The organism is Microbacterium sp. K36 (assembly GCF_004794355.1).
GTDB lineage: Bacteria > Actinomycetota > Actinomycetes > Actinomycetales > Microbacteriaceae > Microbacterium > Microbacterium paraoxydans_D.
Genome location: NZ_SSDN01000098.1, coordinates 20214 through 39051, shown reverse-complemented (window position 1 = coordinate 39051; position 18838 = coordinate 20214). Strand labels below are relative to the sequence as shown.

18 protein-coding genes are annotated in these 18838 nt (G+C 70.1%); 5 read left to right on the top strand and 13 right to left on the bottom strand.

Features of this window, described 5'->3' with window-relative positions; translation table 11 throughout:
- Positions 1 to 56: 56 nt before the first annotated feature.
- From DW296_RS14025 to DW296_RS13985, 10 genes are all read right to left on the bottom strand, one after another.
- Positions 57 to 1172 carry a GuaB3 family IMP dehydrogenase-related protein gene (locus DW296_RS14025; RefSeq protein ID WP_025103746.1) on the bottom strand — a complete coding sequence of 372 codons (1116 nt, stop codon included), beginning with the start codon at positions 1170 to 1172 and terminating at the stop codon, positions 57 to 59.
- A gap of 45 nt (positions 1173 to 1217) precedes the next feature.
- Positions 1218 to 2906, bottom strand: a complete 1689-nt coding sequence (locus DW296_RS14020; RefSeq protein WP_136052709.1) for an ABC-F family ATP-binding cassette domain-containing protein — start codon at positions 2904 to 2906, stop codon at positions 1218 to 1220.
- Positions 2907 to 2952: 46 nt separating this feature from the next.
- Entirely contained in the window at positions 2953 to 4764 is a 1812-nt protein-coding gene (locus DW296_RS14015) for a PAS domain-containing sensor histidine kinase (RefSeq protein WP_136052708.1), read from the bottom strand.
- Entirely contained in the window at positions 4761 to 5108 is a 348-nt protein-coding gene (locus DW296_RS14010) for a response regulator (RefSeq protein ID WP_136052707.1), read from the bottom strand. The genes DW296_RS14015 and DW296_RS14010 overlap by 4 nt, the downstream gene beginning before the upstream one ends.
- The gene (locus DW296_RS16530; RefSeq protein WP_157524008.1) at positions 5105 to 5248 is read right to left on the bottom strand and encodes a hypothetical protein; all 144 of its coding nucleotides are present in this window, start codon (positions 5246 to 5248) and stop codon (positions 5105 to 5107) included. Before DW296_RS16530 ends, DW296_RS14010 begins: the two co-directional genes overlap by 4 nt.
- The gene (locus DW296_RS14005; RefSeq protein WP_136052706.1) at positions 5245 to 6732 is read right to left on the bottom strand and encodes a glycosyltransferase family 2 protein; all 1488 of its coding nucleotides are present in this window, start codon (positions 6730 to 6732) and stop codon (positions 5245 to 5247) included. Before DW296_RS14005 ends, DW296_RS16530 begins: the two co-directional genes overlap by 4 nt.
- Positions 6732 to 7445 carry a PHP domain-containing protein gene (locus tag DW296_RS14000; protein ID WP_136052705.1) on the bottom strand — a complete coding sequence of 238 codons (714 nt, stop codon included), beginning with the start codon at positions 7443 to 7445 and terminating at the stop codon, positions 6732 to 6734. The genes DW296_RS14005 and DW296_RS14000 overlap by 1 nt, the downstream gene beginning before the upstream one ends.
- On the bottom strand, positions 7442 to 8431 hold the full coding sequence (locus DW296_RS13995) for an ATP-grasp domain-containing protein (RefSeq protein WP_136052704.1): 990 nt from the start codon (positions 8429 to 8431) through the stop codon (positions 7442 to 7444). The genes DW296_RS14000 and DW296_RS13995 overlap by 4 nt, the downstream gene beginning before the upstream one ends.
- Positions 8431 to 9477, bottom strand: coding sequence for a response regulator (locus tag DW296_RS13990; protein ID WP_136052703.1), 1047 nt, complete (start codon positions 9475 to 9477; stop codon positions 8431 to 8433). The genes DW296_RS13995 and DW296_RS13990 overlap by 1 nt, the downstream gene beginning before the upstream one ends.
- 138 nt (positions 9478 to 9615) lie before the next feature.
- Entirely contained in the window at positions 9616 to 9927 is a 312-nt protein-coding gene (locus DW296_RS13985) for a DUF2277 domain-containing protein (protein WP_025103736.1), read from the bottom strand.
- A 101-nt stretch (positions 9928 to 10028) separates the two neighbouring features.
- Between DW296_RS13985 and DW296_RS13980 the strand changes: the two genes are divergently transcribed.
- The gene (locus DW296_RS13980; protein ID WP_136052702.1) at positions 10029 to 10439 is read left to right on the top strand and encodes a hypothetical protein; all 411 of its coding nucleotides are present in this window, start codon (positions 10029 to 10031) and stop codon (positions 10437 to 10439) included.
- Positions 10440 to 10512: 73 nt separating this feature from the next.
- On the opposite strand, the gene guaB is transcribed toward DW296_RS13980, so the two are convergent.
- Positions 10513 to 12015, bottom strand: a complete 1503-nt coding sequence (gene guaB, locus DW296_RS13975; protein ID WP_025103734.1) for an IMP dehydrogenase — start codon at positions 12013 to 12015, stop codon at positions 10513 to 10515.
- Between the two features lie 316 nt (positions 12016 to 12331).
- Between guaB and DW296_RS13970 the strand changes: the two genes are divergently transcribed.
- Genes DW296_RS13970 through DW296_RS13955 form a run of 4 tightly spaced genes read left to right on the top strand, consistent with a single transcriptional unit; the run spans position 12332 to position 16351 of the window.
- On the top strand, positions 12332 to 13618 hold the full coding sequence (locus DW296_RS13970; RefSeq protein ID WP_136052744.1) for a branched-chain amino acid ABC transporter permease: 1287 nt from the start codon (positions 12332 to 12334) through the stop codon (positions 13616 to 13618).
- Positions 13619 to 13621: 3 nt separating this feature from the next.
- Positions 13622 to 14599 (top strand): branched-chain amino acid ABC transporter permease, encoded by a 978-nt coding sequence (locus DW296_RS13965; protein ID WP_025103732.1) that lies wholly within the window; start codon positions 13622 to 13624, stop codon positions 14597 to 14599.
- On the top strand, positions 14589 to 15587 hold the full coding sequence (locus tag DW296_RS13960) for an ABC transporter ATP-binding protein (protein ID WP_060923109.1): 999 nt from the start codon (positions 14589 to 14591) through the stop codon (positions 15585 to 15587). The genes DW296_RS13965 and DW296_RS13960 overlap by 11 nt, the downstream gene beginning before the upstream one ends.
- Positions 15584 to 16351, top strand: a complete 768-nt coding sequence (locus DW296_RS13955; protein WP_136052701.1) for an ABC transporter ATP-binding protein — start codon at positions 15584 to 15586, stop codon at positions 16349 to 16351. Before DW296_RS13960 ends, DW296_RS13955 begins: the two co-directional genes overlap by 4 nt.
- A 64-nt stretch (positions 16352 to 16415) precedes the next feature.
- Here DW296_RS13955 and DW296_RS13950 read toward each other — a convergent pair whose 3' ends face one another.
- Together DW296_RS13950 and rarD are read right to left on the bottom strand one after the other, a co-directional pair.
- The gene (locus tag DW296_RS13950; RefSeq protein WP_136052700.1) at positions 16416 to 17672 is read right to left on the bottom strand and encodes an ABC transporter substrate-binding protein; all 1257 of its coding nucleotides are present in this window, start codon (positions 17670 to 17672) and stop codon (positions 16416 to 16418) included.
- 144 nt (positions 17673 to 17816) lie between these two features.
- A complete protein-coding gene (gene rarD / locus DW296_RS13945; RefSeq protein WP_136052699.1) occupies positions 17817 to 18749 on the bottom strand; it encodes an EamA family transporter RarD in 933 nt (310 codons plus the stop codon).
- Positions 18750 to 18838 lie beyond the last annotated feature (89 nt).

Sequence of the window (18838 nt, the reverse complement as noted above, 5' to 3'; positions counted from 1 at the left end):
ACCTCACGGAGGGTCGGCGGGAACAGAGCAGGAGCGGTCACGGTGATGCGGAGACCTCAGGCCTCGTACGGGGCCAGCACGACCTCCACCCGCTGGAACTCCTTGAGGTCGGAGTATCCGGTGGTGGCCATCGACTTGCGCAGCGCGCCGATGAGGTTCGCGGTGCCGTCGGCGACGGGCGCGGGGCCGTAGAGGATCTCCTCCAGCGTGCCGATGCCGCCCACCTCGACGCGTCGTCCGCGCGGGAGCTTGGGGTGGTGCGCCTCGGGACCCCAGTGGAACCCCTGGCCGGGGGCGTCCGTGGCACGGGCCAGGGCGACACCGAGCATGACCGCGTCGGCGCCCATGGCGAGCGCCTTCACGATGTCACCCGAGGTGCCGACGCCGCCGTCGGCGATCACGTGCACGTAGCGTCCACCCGATTCGTCGAGGTAGTCGCGCCGCGCCGCGGCCACATCGGACACCGCCGTCGCCATGGGCGCGTGGATGCCGAGGGTGGCGCGGGTGGTCGATGCGGCTCCGCCGCCGAAGCCCACGAGCACGCCGGCGGCGCCGGTGCGCATGAGGTGCAGGGCCGCCGTGTAGGTCGCCGCTCCGCCGACGATCACCGGCACATCGAGGTCGTAGATGAACTTCTTGAGGTTCAGCGGCTCCGCCACGCTCGACACGTGCTCCGCGGAGACGGTCGTCCCCCGGATGACGAACAGGTCGACCCCGGCCGCGGCGACCGTGTCGTAGAACTCCTGCGTGCGCTGCGGGGTGAGGGATCCGGCGACGGTGACGCCCGCCTCCCGGATCTCGGCGAGGCGGCGGGTGATGAGCTCGGGCTTGATGGGCTCGGAGTAGAGCTCCTGCATGCGCACGGTCGCGCGGTCCTCCGCGAGGCCCGCGATCTCGGCGAGCAGCGGCTCCGGGTCCTCGTAGCGGGTCCAAAGCCCCTCCAGGTCGAGCACCCCCAGACCGCCGAGCTGCCCGAGCATGATCGCGGTGCGCGGGCTGACGACCGAGTCCATCGGCGCACCGAGCACCGGGATCTCGAAGCCGAAGGCGTCGATCGTCCACGCGGTGGACACGTCCTCCGGGTTGCGCGTGCGCCGCGAGGGCACCACCGCGATGTCGTCGAACGTGTACGCGCGACGCGCGCGCTTTCCTCGGCCGAGCTCGATCTCCATGGTCACCCGTCCAGCCTACCCGGCGCCCGGCGGCCGCCGCGGCCGTCAGCGCGCACGCGCCACCCGCCGCTCGTCCCACACCGGCTCATCGGACTCGTAGACCTCGCCGTCCGTGCCGAACACGAGGAACCGGTCGAAGGAGCGCGCGAACCACCGGTCGTGCGTGACCGCCACCACGGTGCCCTCGAAGCGTCCGAGCGCCTCCTCCAGCGCCTCGGCCGACTCCAGGTCGAGGTTGTCGGTGGGCTCGTCGAGGAGGAGCAGGGTCGCGCCGGACAGCTCGAGCAGGAGCACCTGGAACCGCGCCTGCTGTCCCCCGGAGAGCGATTCGAACGGCTGCTGGGCCTGGCGGACGAGGCCGTACCTGTCCAGAGCCGAGCTCGCCGCGTCGCGGGGCATGCCGTCGCGGAGGTCGTCTCCCCGGTGCAGGATCTCCAGCAGCGTGCGGCCGACGAACTCCGGATGCGCATGGGTCTGCGCGAAGAGTCCCGGTACCACGCGGGCGCCGAGCACCGCACGACCGGTGTGCGCGACGGGGCTGAGCTCCTCCGCGACCGCGGTCACGTGCCCCAGAGACGGATCCGGGTCGGTGCCGCCGCGGGCCAGCAGCCGCAGGAAGTGCGACTTGCCCGAGCCGTTCGAGCCCAGGACGCCGACCCGGTCGCCGTACCAGATCTCGGTGTCGAACGGACGCATGAGGCCGGTCAGCTCCAGCCGGTCCGCGACGACGGCCCGCTTGCCGGTCCTCGCGCCGCGGAGGCGCATGTCGAACTCCTGCGCCGGGGGCCGCTCCTCCGGCGGGCCCGCCTCCTCGAACTTCCGCAGCCGCGTCTGCGCCGCCTGGTAGCGGGACGCGAAGCCGTCGTTGGCGGATGCCTTGACCTTCAGGTTCGCGACGAGGACGCGGAGCTTCTCGTGCTGCTCGTCCCATCGCCGGCGCAGCTCGTCGAGCCGGTCCATCCGATCGCTGCGCGCCTGGTGATAGGTGGCGAAGCTCCCGCCGTGCACCCACGCCGTCGATCCCGCCGCGCCGGGCTCCAGCGTGATCAGCCGATCGGCGGCCCTGGCGAGGAGCTCGCGGTCGTGCGAGACCAGCAGCACCGTCTTGTCGGTGGCGCGCAGGCGCTCCTCGAGCCACCGCTTGGTCGGCACGTCGAGGTAGTTGTCCGGCTCGTCGAGCAGGAGCACCTCGTCCGGGCCGCGGAGCAGCGCCTCCAGGGCGAGCCGTTTCTGCTCGCCGCCGGAGAGGGAGGTGAGCTCGCGGTGGCGCGCCCGCTCGAACGGCACGCCGAGTGCGGCCACGGTGCACTGATCCCACACCGTCTCGTGCTCGTAGCCGCCGGCGTCCGCGTACTCGGCGATCGCGGAGGCGTAGGCCATCTGGGTGTCGTGCTCGTCGCGATCGATGAGGGCGTTCTCCGCGGTCTCCAGCGCTTCCGCGGCGCCACGGAGGCGCGTCGGAGCCACCCGCACGAGCAGCTCGTGCACGGTCTGGCCCGGCTCGCCGTGACCGACGAACTGGTCCATGACGCCGAGGCCGCCGTCGATGGTCACCACCCCGTCGTCGGCCGGCTGCTCACCGCGGATGATCCGCAGCAGCGTCGTCTTCCCGGCACCGTTCGGTCCGATGAGAGCACTCGTCGAGCCCGCCCCGACACGGAACGACACCTCGTCGAGAAGCGGTCTGCCATCGGGAAGCGTCAGCGATATCCCGGATGCGTCGATGTACCCCACAGGCGTGGCCGTCCTTCCGCCCGCGGACAGCGAGCCGACCAGGCTATCAGTCCGCGCGGCTGAGCGTCTGCAGCACCTCGGTCTTGGGAGCCGCCGGGAGGAAGAACCGGAACTCGGTGCCCACCCCCTCCGCGCTGGTCACGTCCATCGATCCGCCGTGGGCCAGCACGATCGCGCGCGTGATCGTGAGCCCCAGCCCCACCCCCGGCACGGCGTTGCGCGTGGCCGTCGAGGCCCGGAAGAACCGGGTGAAGAGCATGCGCTGCTCGTCCTGCGGGATCCCGACCCCGGTGTCGGCGACGGCGACCTGCACTCCGCCGTCGAGGCGACGCACGGCGGCCGTCACGCGACCCCCGCGCGGGGTGAACTTGATGGCGTTCGAGAGGAGGTTGTCCACCGCCTGCCCGAGGCGTCCGGGATCGACGAGCAGCGGGATCGGCTCGTCGCCGACCTGCAGGTCCAGCTCGATCCCCTCGCGCTGCGCGTGCGGTCCCGCCGAGGCCACGGCCGAACGCACGAGCGCCGCGACGTCCGCCTCGTCTCGTTCCAGGGGGAAGCGCCCCGACTCCACCTGCGCCGTGAAGAGCAGGTCGCCGACGAGGTTCAGCAGGCGCTTCGCGTTGCGCTCGATGATGCCGACGAACTCCTGCTGATCCTCCGTCAGCGGCTGACCCGGATCGTTCTGCAGCAGGTCGAGGAAGCCGATGATCGCGCTCAGCGGCGTCCGCAGCTCATGGGAGATCATCCCCACGAACTCGTCCTTCATGCGCGCGACCTCGACGGCTCTCGTCTCATCGGTGAGCACGAACAGGTAGCCCTGCTGCGCGCCGGACGGATCCTTGTGCGGCGTCACGGTCACCCGGGCGGGTACCGTCGTACCGCCCGCGGTCCTGACCTCGATGTCTCCGTCGACGGTATGCCCGGCGTCCGCCTGGGCGAAGAGCTCGCAGAGGCCGTCCGAGACGCCGGTGCGCGCGGTCGGATCGCTCGCCGCCCCCGCGTCCCCTTCGCGCGCGGCGGTGTCCTCGGCCAGCATGACCAATGCCGACGACGAGAAGAAGCGGTCGACGCGCACGTCGTCGAGAGCCTCGTCATGAGAGAGCCCGAGCAGGCGGACGGCCCCGGGGTTCCACGCCGTGACGCGCCCCTCGCGATCGGTGCCGATCACGGCCTGCGCGGTGATCGACGCCCACAGGCCCTCGAACGAGTCGAGCAGCACGCGGTACTCGTGCTCCTTCTGTCGCAGCTGCACGATCATCGAGACGTTCTCGGACAGCGCCTTGGTCCGCTCCGTGACCAGCTCCTCCGCCTGCTGCACCCGCAGGCGCTGCTGCCGCGAGAGCTCGTTCACCACGGCCGCGACAGCCGCGAAGACGAGAGGGCCGACGACGCCGCGGAGCCACACGACCGCGTTCGTCGGCGGTTCGATGACGTAGGGGATCAGCAGCGCGAGCGACGTGAACGCGCCGACGACGAAGACCCAGCGGATGCCGGGCGCCGCCGCGATCCAGATCACGGGGAGCAGCACGAGCGAGCTGAAGAGCGAGGCCGCGCCTCCCGTCCCCGCGCGGAAGAGCCCCAGTCCCAGGATGTCGACCATCGGGACCAGGAGCACGATCCAGCCCTCCCGGATGTGCAACGCGCTGAGCACTCCGGCGTGGAGCGTCGCGACGAGGACGATCGCCAGGCCGGCCAGGGCGAGGGTGATATCGGTGAACGGCAGGCTGGGGATGGCCCAGGTCATCACGCCTGCGATCGCGGCGGCAACGAGCGTCGGGATCTGCTTGACGATCGGGTTCGGGTTGTCGACGACCCGGTACCAGCGGTTCTCGGCGCGCTCCAGCGGTGTCGCCCTCATCGTGGGACCCGTTCCACAGCGCGATGCAGGTCGGCCCCGGTGATTGGCTTCGGCAGGGCCGCGTCCGCCGGCGGGTACTCCGCGACGTCCAGCACCGAGCTGACGATGAGGAAGCACTCCGGATAGCGTTCGTGGATCAGGCGGCAGCAGGTCTGCCCGGAGATGCCGGGGAGCAGCAGGTCCAGGACGGCGACCTGGGGATCGATGTCCGGGAAGGCGGCGATGGCAGACTCCGCATCGGGCGCGACGAACACGTCGAAGCCCTCCCTGTCGAGGTACCGCCCCAGGAGGGTCGCCTGATCCGGAGCATCCTCGACGATCAGGGCGAGCGGCCGTCCGGTCATCGCAGGAGCAGCTCTCGGACGACCACGATCACGACCACGACGGCGAGGGAGATGAGCGCCTGCGGGATGAGGCGGCGCTCCTTCCGGGCGTCGGCCGCGATCTCCTCCACCTCGGCGTCGTGCGATGGTGCGTCGGTCATGAGTCGACCCGTCCGATCTTCTCGGTCTTGATCCAGGAGGCGTCCGCGCGACGCCACTCCTTGAGGTACGAGTCGGCGGTGATCGCGCACAGCAGCGATCCGTAGCCGCAGATGTAGAGCAGCAGCCCTGCGAAGAAGCGGCCGCCCGGCAAGGGCTCGACGGCCCGCGCGAGCCAGATGCCGAGCATCGACACCGGCCCCCACAGGGCGAAGGCCAGCAGCCACAGCACGTGCGTCTGCTCGGTCGGTTCCTGCCCGGCAGCGCCGATCAGGCCGTCCAGCGCCCACGGGAACAGCGCCAGAGCCATGAGGATGAGCGCCCCGAGGCCCGGGAACATGATCGCCTCGCGCCAGGACTGCCGCCCGATGCGCGGATCGAGCTGCACGGAGTAGAGCATCGAGAAGATGTAGATGGCCGCCGCGGCGATCCACATGAACCGGAAGACGAACTCCGCGACGTCGCTGTGCAGGAGCAGGAGGACGATCATCGCGGTGGCGGCGAGGAGCAGGAGCGCCGGCATCAGCAGGATCGTGAACCAGGCCAACCCGAAGGGGATGCTGCCCAGGTTGTGGTCGCGGCTCGGACGGAACCAGAGCTTCTTGTAGATCGAGGTGAGCTGCACGTTGCCGCGCGCCCAGCGCAGCCGCTGCTTCCACAGACTGTCGATCGTCCGCGGCTCCTCGGCGAGCACCACGGCGTGCGGCTCGAACACCATCCGGCGGCCGTGGAGCTGACTCTCGAAAGTCGTCATGGTGTCCTCGGCGAGCGTGCCCGTCGGGATGCGTCCGCCGATCGCCTCGAGGTTCGCGCGGGAATGCAGCTGGGCGCCCCCGGCGAGGCAGGCGATCGCGCCCCCGACGTTCTGCGTGCGCCGTGCCGAGAGCTGGCCGATGACGTACTCGATCGCGATGAACCGGGTGAGGTAGTTGCGGTCCCTGCTGCCCTCCGCGATGTAGGCCGTGACGGCCCCGACCTCCTCGTCCGCGAGGTGCCGGGTGAGCTTGCGCAGGGAGTCCCGCGCGAAGATCACGTCGGCGTCCATGATGAGCACCGCTTCGGTCCACGGGTCGGCGAGCACGACGTCGAGGCCATGGTTCAGCGTGTGCGCCTTGCCTTCGCCGCCCTTCTCGCGCCGCAGGTGCACGACCCGCCCCGGATAGGTCGCCGCCTTCTGCTGCACGATCGCCGGGGTGTCGTCCGTGGACGCATCGTCGACGACGAACACCCGGAGGCGCTCGGCGGGGTACTCGAGCTGGAGCAGCCGCTCGATCGCGGGGCCGATGACGAGCCCTTCGTTCCATGCCGGGATGACCACGGCCACGTTCGGGTGGTACGGAGCGGCCTTGCCGTAGTGATTGCGGAAGGCGTGCAGCGGCAGCATGAGGAACTGCAGACCGGTGTTGACGACCGGGAGCGTGCCGATCAGCACGCAGAGCAGGAGGATGACGACGACGACCGTCTCGATCCAGGTCAGTTCGGGCATCAGCGTCCTTCCGTCCCGGTGAGCAGCGGGACGATGCGGGAGTACCGGCCGACGTCTGCGGCCACGTGGCTGTCGGTGGAGGCCACGATGTCGGCACCCGCGCGCTCCAGGGCGTTCAGCGCCTCCGCGCCGGGGCACACCCACTTCTCGTTGACCTCGACGAGCGTGTCCGTCTCCGCGGCGGCTCGCGCCCACGCGCCGAGGCGCTCGTCCCCGAGGTCCTCCTCCGCGAGACCGATCTTCGGCAGGATCGAGAAGCAGTGCGCGAGCTGGTTGCCCGGATGGCGGCGCATGGTGGCGATGACGGCGTCCACGAACTGGTCGAGGACGTCGGCCTGCGACCAGCTCGCGGCGATGCGCTCGCGGACTGCGGTGGGTCCGAGCGGCCCGTCCACGCCGGGGAACTGATGATCGGCGATGAGGATCCGGTCGATGCCCGCCGGAAGCGCCGGGATGTCGAGCGCGCCCGAGGCGTCGAGGATCTTCGCCTCGACGCCGGTGAGCACCGTCAATCCGTCCGGGACGAGCAGGCCGCGGACGGCGGCGAGGTACTCCGGCACCCAGGTCGTGGTCTGCCGCACATGGTCGACGAGACGGACGGTGTCGAGACCGACGGCCGCAGCCGCGGCGACGTTCTCCTCCAGGGTGGAGACCGCGTCGTCGGAGAACGTGGAGTGGACGTGGTGGTCTCCGCGCAGGGCCGGATGACTCACAGCTCCTCCTGGTGACCGGCGTGCGCCGACACGAGCACGTCGTCGACCTCGACGATCACGTCCTCCAGGAAGCGCACGGAGGCGACCTCACGGAAGGGGACCTGCACCGGGATCTCCCGGCCGAGGAAGAGGTCGGCGACGAGCGACGGGATGTCGACCCCGGCGGCGATCGTCAGCGGGAGCGCCCCGGGGAAGCGCGGGTTGACCTCGAGCAGCACGGCCCGCCCGTCCCGATCGCGGCGGAGCTGCACGTTGGCGACGCCGACGAGGCCGATCGCCCGCGCGATGGCGGCGGCGGTCTCCTCGAGCTCGGGGTCGCGGAGGGTGCGGCCGGCGATCGCGACGCCGGAGTCCACGCGGGCACGGGTGCGCGGCACCGCGGCGACCACGCCACCGGAGGCGTCGGCGATCACATCTACCGAGTACTCCTCGCCCGGGAGGAAGTCCTGCACGATCAGGCCCTCATCCGTGGGCAGGGCGGCGAGCGCCTCCGCATCGGGGACGAGGCGCACACCGCGGCTGCCCGCCCCCTGCCGGGGCTTGGCGAACACGGGGAACTCCCACGCGACCTCCGCGGCATCCGGGCCGGCGAGCACGGTGCGCGGCACGCGACCGGTCGGCGCGCAGCGCTCCGCGAGGTCGAGCTTGTCGAGGGCGGTGTGCAGCGTGTCGGCGGGCGGCGCGGCGAGGACCGCGGGGGCCAGCTCGTCCCGGCGGTCCGCGAGCGCGATCAGCTCCACGTCGACCGTCGAGATCACGAGGTCGAGACCGTCCTCCGCGACCATCCGCGCGATCGCCGGCACGAAGTCCGCGTCCCGCCCGGGAGGGACCAGACGACGCTGCGCCGGCGGGACGAGGTAGATACCGCTCGCCCAGCCGTCCATGTCGGCCGCGAAGACCGTCAGATCGGACCGTCGCAGCAGGGAGCGGATCACCGCGACCCCGGCGGGACCCCCGGCTCCGGTGACCAGTACGCGCTTCGTCATCAGCTCTCCCGTCGGGTCAGTTCATGGGCGCCGATGAACTCGGCGGTCTCGCGCACGACCTCCAGCGGCTCGACCGCCACGCCGCCGCCGAACCGCGACCAGTAGCGGGCGGTGGCCGTGACGAACTCCGGAGCGAGGTAGTCCCGGTTCGCGGCGGCCTGGGACTGGAAGCACTCCAGCAGCCGCAGCTTGTCGTCCAGGAAGCGGTCGATGCGGACGAAGCGCGTGGGGCGGTAGTCGATGGTCGCGGACGGGCTCTGGTAGCACGCGACCGTCCCGACGCGGCGGGTCGCGACGATCGTCGCCTCGTTCACCGCGCGGTGATCCTGGTGGCGGTCGTGGTGCGAGTGTGTGTAGACGATGGTCGGCTGGATCTCCTGCACGACCTCCTCGATGAGGCGGACGGTCGACCCGCCGCCCGAGATCTCGGTGTCGACGAGGTCTTTCACGAACAGCCGGGCGCCCACCTGCTCGGCCGCGGCGAGCGACTCGTGCTGACGGCTGTCCGCGTCGCCGCCGCGAGCGCCCCGGGACAGCGTGAGGATCGTGATCCGGTCGCCAGCGGCCGCATGCGCGGCGAGGATGCCGCCGACGCCGATCTCGACGTCGTCCGGGTGCGCCCCGATCGCGAGGACGACCTCGCCGGTCCTGGCCTCCGCCTTCCGGCGCCGGGACTCCTCGACGAGCCGGGTGACCGACTCCACGAGCCGGGCGTTGTCGAGCGGCTTGGTGAGGAACTCGTCGGCCTGCGCCCGGAGCGCGGACACCGCGTACTCGACCGAGACGTGCGCCGTCATCACGATGACCGGCACGGTCGGCATGAGGCGCCGCAGCTCCGCGAGCAGCTCCAGACCGCTGAGCCCCGGCATCTCGATGTCGGTGACGACGACGTCGGGTTTCACCGCCGCGGCCTTCTCGAGGGCCGATCGGCCGTCGTCGGCGAGATCGACGACGCAGCCGGCGCGCCGTTCCAGGACGGTCTTCACGAGCAGGGCGACGTCGTGGTCGTCGTCGACGACGAGGATGCGAGGGGGGACCTCAGCCATGTACAGCTCTCCTTGGGGAGATTCCCTGCCGAGGGGATTCGGCGGTGCGGCCGCGGTGCCTTCATCACCGGGCCGCAGGGAAAGTCGAGCGGGGTACGTCGATTCTGGCACAGGGCTCCACCCCCGGCCCGCAGCGCTTCAGCCCGCGCGTGCCGCCCGCTTCTCCTCCTGGTAGAGCCGGATCGCCTCGTACCGCTCCGCCGATCGCGCCCGCCTCTTCGCCGCCTGCTCCTCGCGGTTCTTGGGCGGTGCCGAGGTCACGAGATCGTCGAGCAGCCGCCGTGTAGCCACGGCGATCTCGGCCACCGCGCGATCGAAGACCTCGCGGTTCGCCCGCGACGGCGCCGTCGTCCCGGAGATCTTGCGGACGAACTGGAGCGCGGCTTCGCGGCACTCCTCGTCCGTGGCCGCGGGCTCGAGGTTGTTCAGAGGCACGATGTTTCGGCACATACCGGCACCGTACGCGCGGCGCCGAGGTCTCGGAAGGGGGATGGCATGCCCGCTCCGCCGTCGCTACGCTCTGGGCTACGGACCGGAACCGAGGAGAGATCATGACCGATACACCGCCGCCCGACGCCCCGCCGCCGTACAACCCGCCGCCGCCCGGCAGCACGCCCTCGCCGTATCCCGCCGCCTCTGCTCCCCCGCCCGGCACCCCCTACGCGCAGGACGTGCCGACGTCGCCCCCGGGGCGGGTGCTGTCGATCATCGGCCTCGTGCTGGCGTTCCTGCTGCCGCCGGTCGGCCTCATCCTCAGCATCATCGCCGCCGTGCAGCTCGGCAAGGCGAAGGCTCCCAAGGGCCTCGCGATCGCCGGCATCATCGTCGGCGCCGTCCTGACGATCTTCGCGATCATCGGCATCATCCTGCTGGCGACCGTGCTGGCCGGCGTGATCGGGACGTGCGCCGAGCTCGGCCCCGGGGTCTGGGACGTCGGCGGCGTCACCTACCGCTGCGGCTGACCGCACCGCTGATGACGAGGGGCCGGATGCAGCGCATCCGGCCCCTCGTGCGTCCCCCGACCGGGGGTCGCCATCACTTCTTGTAGTTCGGCGCCTCGACGACGATCTGCACGTCGTGCGGGTGGGACTCCTTGAGCCCGGCCGAGGTGATGCGCACGAACTTGCCGCGCTGCTTGAGCTCCTCGATGGTGCGGGCGCCGACGTAGAACATCGACTGCCGCAGGCCGCCGACGAGCTGGTAGGCGACGGCGGAAAGCGGGCCGCGGTAGGGGACCTGGCCCTCGATGCCCTCCGGGATCAGCTTGTCGTCGCTCGGCACGTCGGCCTGGAAGTAGCGGTCCTTCGAGTAGGACGTCTGCTTGCCACGCGTCTGCATGGCGCCGAGCGAGCCCATCCCGCGGTACTGCTTGAACTGCTTGCCCGACTGGAAGACGATCTCGCCCGGCGACTCGTCCGTGCCGGCGAGCAGCGAGCCGAGCATCACGGCGTCGGCACCGGCGACGAGCGCCTTGGCGATGTCGCCCGAGTACTGCAGGCCGCCGTCGGCGATCACGGGGACGCCCGCCGGACGCGCCGCGAGCGAGGCCTCGTAGACGGCCGTGACCTGCGGCACACCGACACCGGCGACCACGCGGGTGGTGCAGATCGAGCCGGGGCCCACGCCCACCTTGACCGCGTCCACGCCCGCGTCCACCAGCGCCTGCGCGCCCTCGCGGGTGGCGACGTTGCCGCCGATCACGTCGATGTGCGCGAACGACTCGTCGGCCTTGAGGCGCTTGACGAGGTCGATCACGCCCTGCGACTGCCCGTTGGCGGTGTCGACGACGAGCACGTCCACGCCGGCGTCGCGGAGGGCCTCGGCGCGCTCCCACGCGTCGCCGAAGAAGCCGATCGCCGCGCCCACCCGCAGGCGGCCCTGGTCGTCCTTCGTGGCGAGCGGGTACTTCTCGCTCTTGTCGAAGTCCTTGATGGTGATGAGTCCGGCGAGCTTGCCGTCCTCATCGATGAGGGGAAGCTTCTCGACGCGGTGCTTCGCGAACAGCGCGATGACCTCGCCCGCCGCGACTCCCACCGGGGCGGTGACGAGGTTCTCCCTCGTCATGACGTCCTTGACAAACGTGCTCTGACGCTCGAAGCCGGAGACGAAGCGCATGTCCCGGTTCGTGATGATGCCCACCAGGCGGCCCTCGTCGTCCACGACCGGGAGACCGGAGATCCGGTACTTGGCGCACAGCGCGTCCACCTCCTCCACCGTCGCGTCCTGCGTGGTGGTGATCGGGTCGGTGATCATGCCGGACTCGCTGCGCTTCACGCGGTCGACGTGCGCGGCCTGGTCGGCGATCGAGAGGTTGCGGTGCAGGATGCCGATGCCGCCCTCCCGGGCCATGGCGATCGCCATGCGGGATTCGGTCACCGTGTCCATCGCGCTGGAGAGCAGCGGCGTCGCGACGGAGATCCGTCGGGTGATCCGGGACGACGTGTCGGCCTCACTGGGGATGACGTCGGTGTGCCCGGGGAGCAGCAGCACGTCATCGTAGGTCAGTCCGACGAAGCCGAAGGGATCGTGCTGGTCCATGGAATCTCCTCCTGCGCGAGTGGCGCGGATCCGGGTGCGAGTGGGTGGTCGACGTCGGCCGGTGCGCGGGCGTGACCCGTATGGAGATTCTAAGCGAGACACGCCCGAGAACATTCCCAGGGCCCTGTCGTTACCGGACCGTTGGCCCAGACGATAGGTGATTCGCCGATCGCCCATTACGCTCAAGTGCGTCGTCCATCCCCGCGGTTCGACCCGAGCCCGCGGAGACAGCACTCACAGTGGAGGTTGCGTGGGACCCACAGCACTCGCCGGACCGCGAAAGCGCCCTTGGGCCTTCGCCTTCTTCGGAATCCTGATGGCGCTCGCGGCATCGCTCCTGCTCCCTCCCTCAGCGGCCTCCGCCGAGACCACGGACGACGGGCAGGAGGTCACCGACTTCTACTTCGCCGGGGTCGTCACCAACGGCGACGAGCCCGTCGAGGGCGTCGTGATGACGATCGAGGGCAACGGCTTCGACGCCGAGACCGAGACCGATGCCGAGGGCAAGTGGCGCCTCTACGTGCCGGAGAAGGAGACGTACACCCTCACGGTGGACGAGTCCACGCTGCCGGACGGCGTGATCGTCGACGCGACGCAGCTCCCCGAGGGGATCCAGCCCGTCTCGGGCACGACCGCCTCGTTCGAGCTGGAGTTCGGGCTCACCGGGACGAAGATCGTGAACCTCTTCCTCGGCGAGGGCGAGCGGGTGACCGTCTCCTTCCTCGATCAGCTCCTGTCGCGCATGGTGGGCGGCCTGAACTTCGGGCTCCTGCTCGGGCTCGCCTCGATGGGCGCCGCGCTCATCTACGGCACCACCCGGCTGTCTAACTTCGCGCACGGCGAGATGGTGACGTGGGGCGCGGTGATCACCCTCGTCGTCACCTCCTTCTGGCAGCTCCCGCTGTGGGCCGGGATCATCGCCGCGGTCACCGGCGGCGCCGCACTCGGCTGGGCGCTGGACGCCGGCATCTGGAAGCCGCTGCGGCGCCGCGGTCTGGGCGTCGTCCAGCTCATGATCGTCAGCATCGGCCTCTCGCTGGCCCTGCGCTACGGCCTGCAGTACATCATCGGCGGCAACACCTACCAGCTGCCCGGCGCGAGTCCGGAGCCGATCCGCCTGGGTCCGATCTCCCTGTCGTACATCGACATGATCGGCATGGCGACGAGCATCATCGTGATCCTCGGCGTCGCGTTCTTCCTCACCCGCACCCGCACGGGCAAGGCGACGAGGGCGATCTCCGACAATCCGCAGCTCGCCGCCGCCTCCGGCATCGACGTGGACAAGGTCATCCGCATCGTCTGGATCCTGGCCGGCACGCTGGCGGCGATCTCCGGCATCCTCTGGGCGTACTTCCGACCCGGTGTGAAGTGGGACATGGGCATGCAGATGCTGCTGCTGATGTTCTGCGCCATCACGCTCGGCGGGCTCGGCTCCGCGATCGGGGCGCTGATCGGCTCGATCATCGTCGGCCTCGCCGTCGAGGTCTCGACGCTGCTCGGGGTGCCGACCGACCTCAAGTACGCCAGCGCCCTCGTCGCGCTGATCATCATCCTGCTCGTGCGACCGCAGGGCATCCTCGGACGCAAGGAAAGGTTGGGCTGACGCATGGACTTCGGAAGCATCTTCGGCAACACCGCCTCCTATCTGTTCAGCCCGACGACGATCGCCTACGCCCTCGCGGCCACGGGCCTCGCGGTGCACTTCGGCTACACGGGTCTGCTCAACTTCGGCATGGCGGCGTTCATGGCGATCGGCGGCTACGGCTACGCGATCTCGATCCTCACCTTCGGCTTCCCGTGGTGGCTGGGCGTGCTCGTCGGCATCACCGGCGGCGCGCTCTTCGCCCTGCTGCTGGGCATCCCGACCCTGCGGCTCCGCGCCGACTACCTCGCGATCGCGACCATCGCGGCCGCGGAGGTCGTGCGCCTGATGTTCGTCACCGAGCTCTTCAAGGACTGGACGAACTCCGCCGGCGGTCTCTCCGGCTACCACCAGAGCTTCCGCGACGCGAACCCGTTCCCGCCGGGGACGTACGGCTTCGGCCCGTGGACCTACAACGCCAACGACCTCTGGGTGCGGGTGTTCGGTCTGCTCACCCTCGCTCTGACGATCCTCGTGGTCTGGGCGCTCATGCGCAGCCCGTGGGGCCGCGTGCTCAAGGGCATCCGCGAGGACGAGGACGCCGTGCGCTCACTCGGCAAGAACGTCTTCGCCTACAAGATGCAAGCGCTCGTGGTGGGTGGCGTGATCGGCGCCCTGGGCGGAATCGTCTTCGTCCTGCCCTCGGCGGTCATCCCCGGCAGCTACTCGACATCGCTGACGTTCTTCCTGTGGACGATCCTGCTCCTCGGCGGCGCGGCCACGGTGTTCGGCCCGACGCTCGGCGCCGTCCTGTTCTGGGTGGTGTTCGCCTTCCTCGGCGCGCTCCTCCCCGCGATGGCCACGGCCGGCTACCTGCCCATGACGAGCGCTCAGGCCGACGTCGTGCGCTACATCCTCATCGGCATCGTGCTGATGCTCATCGTCGTGTTCCGCCCGCAGGGCATCCTGGGGAACAAGAGGGAGATGACCTTTGTCAAGTGAGAACGACGCGGCCGTCACGCCCGCGAAGAGCGCTCCCCGCGCGAAGACCACCGGCCTCGCCGCGGGTCCCGCCGCCCCCGGAGTCAAGAAGGTCGACCCGATCCTCGTCGTGGACGCCGTGCAGCGGCGCTTCGGCGGCCTCACCGCGGTCGATGTCGACCACCTCGAGATCCCGCGCGGCGCCATCACGGCGCTCATCGGCCCCAACGGCGCCGGCAAGACCACGCTGTTCAACCTCCTGTGCGGCTTCGACAAGCCCAACAGCGGCACGTGGTCCTACGACGGCAAGAACCTGTCCGGCATCCCGTCGTTCAAGGTCGCCCGCATGGGACAGGTGCGCACCTTCCAGCTCACCAAGTCGCTGTCGCTGCTGACCGTGCTGGAGAACATGAAGCTCGGCGCGAAGGACCAGCGCGGCGAGGGCTTCTGGGCAGGCCTGTTCCCCTTCCTCTGGCGCAAGCAGGAGCAGGAGATCGAGCAGCGCGCCCACGAGCTCCTCGTGCGCTTCAAGCTCGACGCCAAGGAGCAGGACTTCGCGGCGTCGCTCTCCGGTGGTCAGCGCAAGCTGCTGGAGATGGCCAGGGCCCTCATGAGCGACCCGAGCCTCGTCATGCTCGACGAGCCGATGGCCGGGGTGAACCCCGCCCTCACCCAGTCGCTCCTCGATCACATCCTCGACCTCAAGGACCTCGGCATGACGGTGCTCTTCGTGGAGCACGACATGCACATGGTGCGTCACATCGCCGACTGGGTGGTCGTGATGGCCGAGGGGCGCGTGGTGGCCGAGGGACCGCCGGAGACCGTCATGGAGGACCCCGCGGTCGTGGACGCCTACCTCGGTGCCCATCAGGACGTGGATCTCGGTGCTGTCACCGGCCGTCTCCCGGTGATCTCCGACGCCGATGCGGAGCGCATCCGCGAGCAGATCGAGACGGAGGTCGAGGCCGAGGTCGAGGCCGAGGACGCCGCCGAGGAGGACAAGGCATGAGCACCGCAACCCCCGCCGAAAGCGCCGCCCGGCCCGACGATGTCGTCGTCGAGCTCAAGGACGTGCACGCCGGCTACCTGCCGGGAGTGAACATCCTCAACGGCGCGAACCTCGTCGCCCGCCAGGGTGAGCTCATCGGCATCATCGGCCCGAACGGCGCCGGGAAGTCGACGCTCCTCAAGGCGATCTTCGGCATGGTGAACATCCGCGAGGGCGACATCACCGTCAAGGGCGAGAGCATCGTGGGCCTCAAGGCCGACAAGCTCGTGCGCCGCGGTGTGGCCTTCGTACCGCAGACGAACAACGTGTTCCCGTCGCTCACCATCCAGGAGAACCTGGAGATGGGCCTCTACCAGAACCCGAAGATCTTCGCGGAGCGGCTCGAGTTCGTCAGCAGCATCTTCGCCGAGATCGGCAAGCGTCTGAAGCAGCGTGCCGGCTCGCTCTCCGGCGGCGAGCGGCAGATGGTGGCCATGTCGCGCGCGCTCATGATGGACCCGTCGGTCCTGCTGCTGGACGAGCCGTCCGCCGGCCTCTCCCCCGTGCGGCAGGACGACGCCTTCATCCGCGTCTCCGACATCAACAAGGCGGGCGTCACGACGATCATGGTCGAGCAGAACGCCCGCCGGTGCCTGCAGATCTGCGACCGCGGCTACGTGCTCGACCAGGGCAAGGACGCCTACGAGGGCACCGGGCGGGAGCTGCTGAACGACCCGAAGGTCATCGGCCTGTACCTCGGCACCCTCGGGACCGACGCCGCCTGAGGCCGGCGCTCGGACGACGAAGGCCCCGGATGCCGAAGCATCCGGGGCCTTCGTCGTCGCTGCGTTACTTGATGCGCGAGGTGACGTTCTCGGAGTCGAACTCGTAGACGCCGATCGCGGCGCCCTTCGGGTCGTTGTTCTCGTCGAACGTGATCTCACCGGAGAGGCCGTCGTAGTCCGGCGTGCCGCCGTCGTTGATGATCGCGGCGCAGTCGGCGAAGTTGTCGCACTTCTCGCCGTCGCCGTCGCCACCGGAGACGGTGATCATCTCCGCCGCGATGTCCGGGCCCTCCACCGAGCCGGCCTTCAGCGCGGCCAGAGCGATCAGCACCACGGCGTCGTACGCCTCGGCCGAGTACGTCACGGCGTCGATCGGGTCGTTGCCCTCGGCCGTCCAGACCGCGTTGAGCTGGTCGAGGAAGTCCTGCGGCAGCTCGGCGCCGGCGCGGGTGCCCTTCGAGCCCTCGAGGCTGACGGACACGTCCGCGCCCCAGTCCTTGAGGTTGCCGTCGACGAGGTACAGCGACCCCGTGTCGACCCCGGCGTTGCCGAGCAGCGGCGCGATGGTGGCGAACTGGTCGTAGGAGACGACCGCGACCGCATCCGGCTTCGCCGCGGCGATCTCCGAGACCTGGGCGTTGAACTGACCGTCGCCCTGGTTGTACGACGCGTCGGCGACGACCTCGCCACCGGTGCTCTCGAACGTGGCCTTGATCGCCTCGAACAGACCCGTGCCGTACGGGTCGTTCTGGTAGATGATGCCCAGCGTCTTGTGGCCGTCCTCGGCGATCTCGTTGCCGAGCACCTCGCCCTGCAGGTTGTCGCTCGGGGCGGTGCGGAAGTACAGCGGGTTGATGCCCGTGAAGTCCGGCGAGGTGTTGGACGGGGACACCGTCAGGATGTCCGCGCCCGCGTTGCCGTCGAGGATGAGCTTGGTGACGCTCGAGGACGCCGCGCCGATCATGGCGGTGATGCCGTCGTTGCGCAGGTTGGTGATGGAGGTCTCGTAGGCCTTGTTGTCGAGGTCGCCCTCGTCTGCCGTGCTGAGGTCGATCGTGATGCCGGCGTCGGCCTCGTTGATCTGGTCCACGGCGAGCTGGACGCCGGCCTCCATCGGCGCGCCCAGGAACGCGAGCGTACCGGTGGCGGGCAGCAGCGAACCGAGCTTGAGCGTCAGGTCGGCGGCGGGCTTGTCGCCACCCCCGTCCGACGGCTCCGCGTTCGGCGTGCTGCTGCAGCCCGCGATGATGAGGGCGGAGGCGCTGACCAGCGCGATCCCGGCGAAGATCCTCGCGCTGCGCGAGCCCTTCAGTGCGTTCATGATGCTCCCTTGCGTAAACGAACGTGGATGGTGACCACAGTCGGGTGCTCTAACACTAGGGCGTGCGCCCCGCGCGCAGGAGGGGCAAGTATCTCGGTGCGTTAACGATCCAGGACCGCTGTTTCCGCCTGTGGGCGGGCGGGATCAGAGCCCCGCGGCGGGGGCGTCCCGCCGGCCGCGCCGTGCGGCGAGGAGCAGATCGACGACGAAGACCGCGATCGCGATCCACACCAGGACGAACCCGATCCAGCGCTCCGCCGGCATCGGCTCGTGCAGCACGACGACCCCGATCAGGAACTGCAGGACGGGGGTGAGGAACTGCAGCATGCCGATCACGGCGAGGTCGACCCGACGCGTGCCGGCCGCGAACAGCAGCAGAGGGACGGCGGTGGCCACACCCGCGAACGCCAGCAGCACGGCGTGCGACCAGCCCGCCGTCCCCATGGTCAGACCGACGGGCGTCGTCGCCACGATCACGAGCTGCACCACCGCGATGGGGATCAGCCAGAACGACTCGAGCGTCAGCCCGCTCACCGCGTCGACGGCGCGACCGATCTTCTTCTTGATGAGTCCGTACAGACCGAAGGACGCCGTGAGGGTCAGGGCGATCCAGGGGATGTGGCCGTACGCCAGGACGATGACGACCACCGCGGCGGCCGCGATGCCGACGGCCACCCATTGCAGCCGGCGGATGCGCTCCTTGAGCACGAAGACGCCGAGCAGCACGGTCGTGATGGGGTTGATGAAGTAGCCGAGCGCCGTCTCCACCACGTTCCCGCTCAGCGTGCCGAGGACGAACACCTGCCAGTTGACGTAGATGAGGAGGCCGGCCAGGGCCGTCCAGCCCAGCAGTCGCGGGCTCCGGACGATCGCGAGGAAGGCGGGCCATCCCCTCGTGACCGTGAGCAGCAGGAGACAGAAGACGAAGGAGAGCAGCACCCGCCAGGCGACGACCTCCCACGGACCGGTCGGCTGCAGCAGGAGGAAGTAGAGCGGCAGGACGCCCCACAGCAGATAGGCGCTCCCGGCGTAGGCGATACCCGCCGTCCGGGTGGCGCGGGTCGTCTCGGGGGTCACCGCACAACCCTATGCCCGCGAGGACCAGGGTCGCGCCGCTCAGGATGCCGAAGAGGGCCCGGATGCCGAAGCATCCGGGCCCTCTTCGA

Coding starts and splice junctions, on each gene's coding strand:
- DW296_RS13980 (WP_136052702.1), top strand. CDS start 10,029: ATGACCGATACACCGCCGCCCGACGCCCCGCCGCCGTACAACCCGCCG.
- DW296_RS13950 (WP_136052700.1), bottom strand. CDS start 17,672: ATGAACGCACTGAAGGGCTCGCGCAGCGCGAGGATCTTCGCCGGGATC.
- DW296_RS13995 (WP_136052704.1), bottom strand. CDS start 8,431: ATGACGAAGCGCGTACTGGTCACCGGAGCCGGGGGTCCCGCCGGGGTC.
- DW296_RS13985 (WP_025103736.1), bottom strand. CDS start 9,927: ATGTGCCGAAACATCGTGCCTCTGAACAACCTCGAGCCCGCGGCCACG.
- guaB (WP_025103734.1), bottom strand. CDS start 12,015: ATGGACCAGCACGATCCCTTCGGCTTCGTCGGACTGACCTACGATGAC.
- DW296_RS16530 (WP_157524008.1), bottom strand. CDS start 5,248: ATGACCGACGCACCATCGCACGACGCCGAGGTGGAGGAGATCGCGGCC.
- DW296_RS13970 (WP_136052744.1), top strand. CDS start 12,332: ATGGCGCTCGCGGCATCGCTCCTGCTCCCTCCCTCAGCGGCCTCCGCC.
- DW296_RS14010 (WP_136052707.1), bottom strand. CDS start 5,108: ATGACCGGACGGCCGCTCGCCCTGATCGTCGAGGATGCTCCGGATCAG.
- DW296_RS14015 (WP_136052708.1), bottom strand. CDS start 4,764: ATGAGGGCGACACCGCTGGAGCGCGCCGAGAACCGCTGGTACCGGGTC.
- DW296_RS13990 (WP_136052703.1), bottom strand. CDS start 9,477: ATGGCTGAGGTCCCCCCTCGCATCCTCGTCGTCGACGACGACCACGAC.
- DW296_RS13955 (WP_136052701.1), top strand. CDS start 15,584: ATGAGCACCGCAACCCCCGCCGAAAGCGCCGCCCGGCCCGACGATGTC.
- DW296_RS14005 (WP_136052706.1), bottom strand. CDS start 6,732: ATGCCCGAACTGACCTGGATCGAGACGGTCGTCGTCGTCATCCTCCTG.
- DW296_RS13965 (WP_025103732.1), top strand. CDS start 13,622: ATGGACTTCGGAAGCATCTTCGGCAACACCGCCTCCTATCTGTTCAGC.
- DW296_RS14025 (WP_025103746.1), bottom strand. CDS start 1,172: ATGGAGATCGAGCTCGGCCGAGGAAAGCGCGCGCGTCGCGCGTACACG.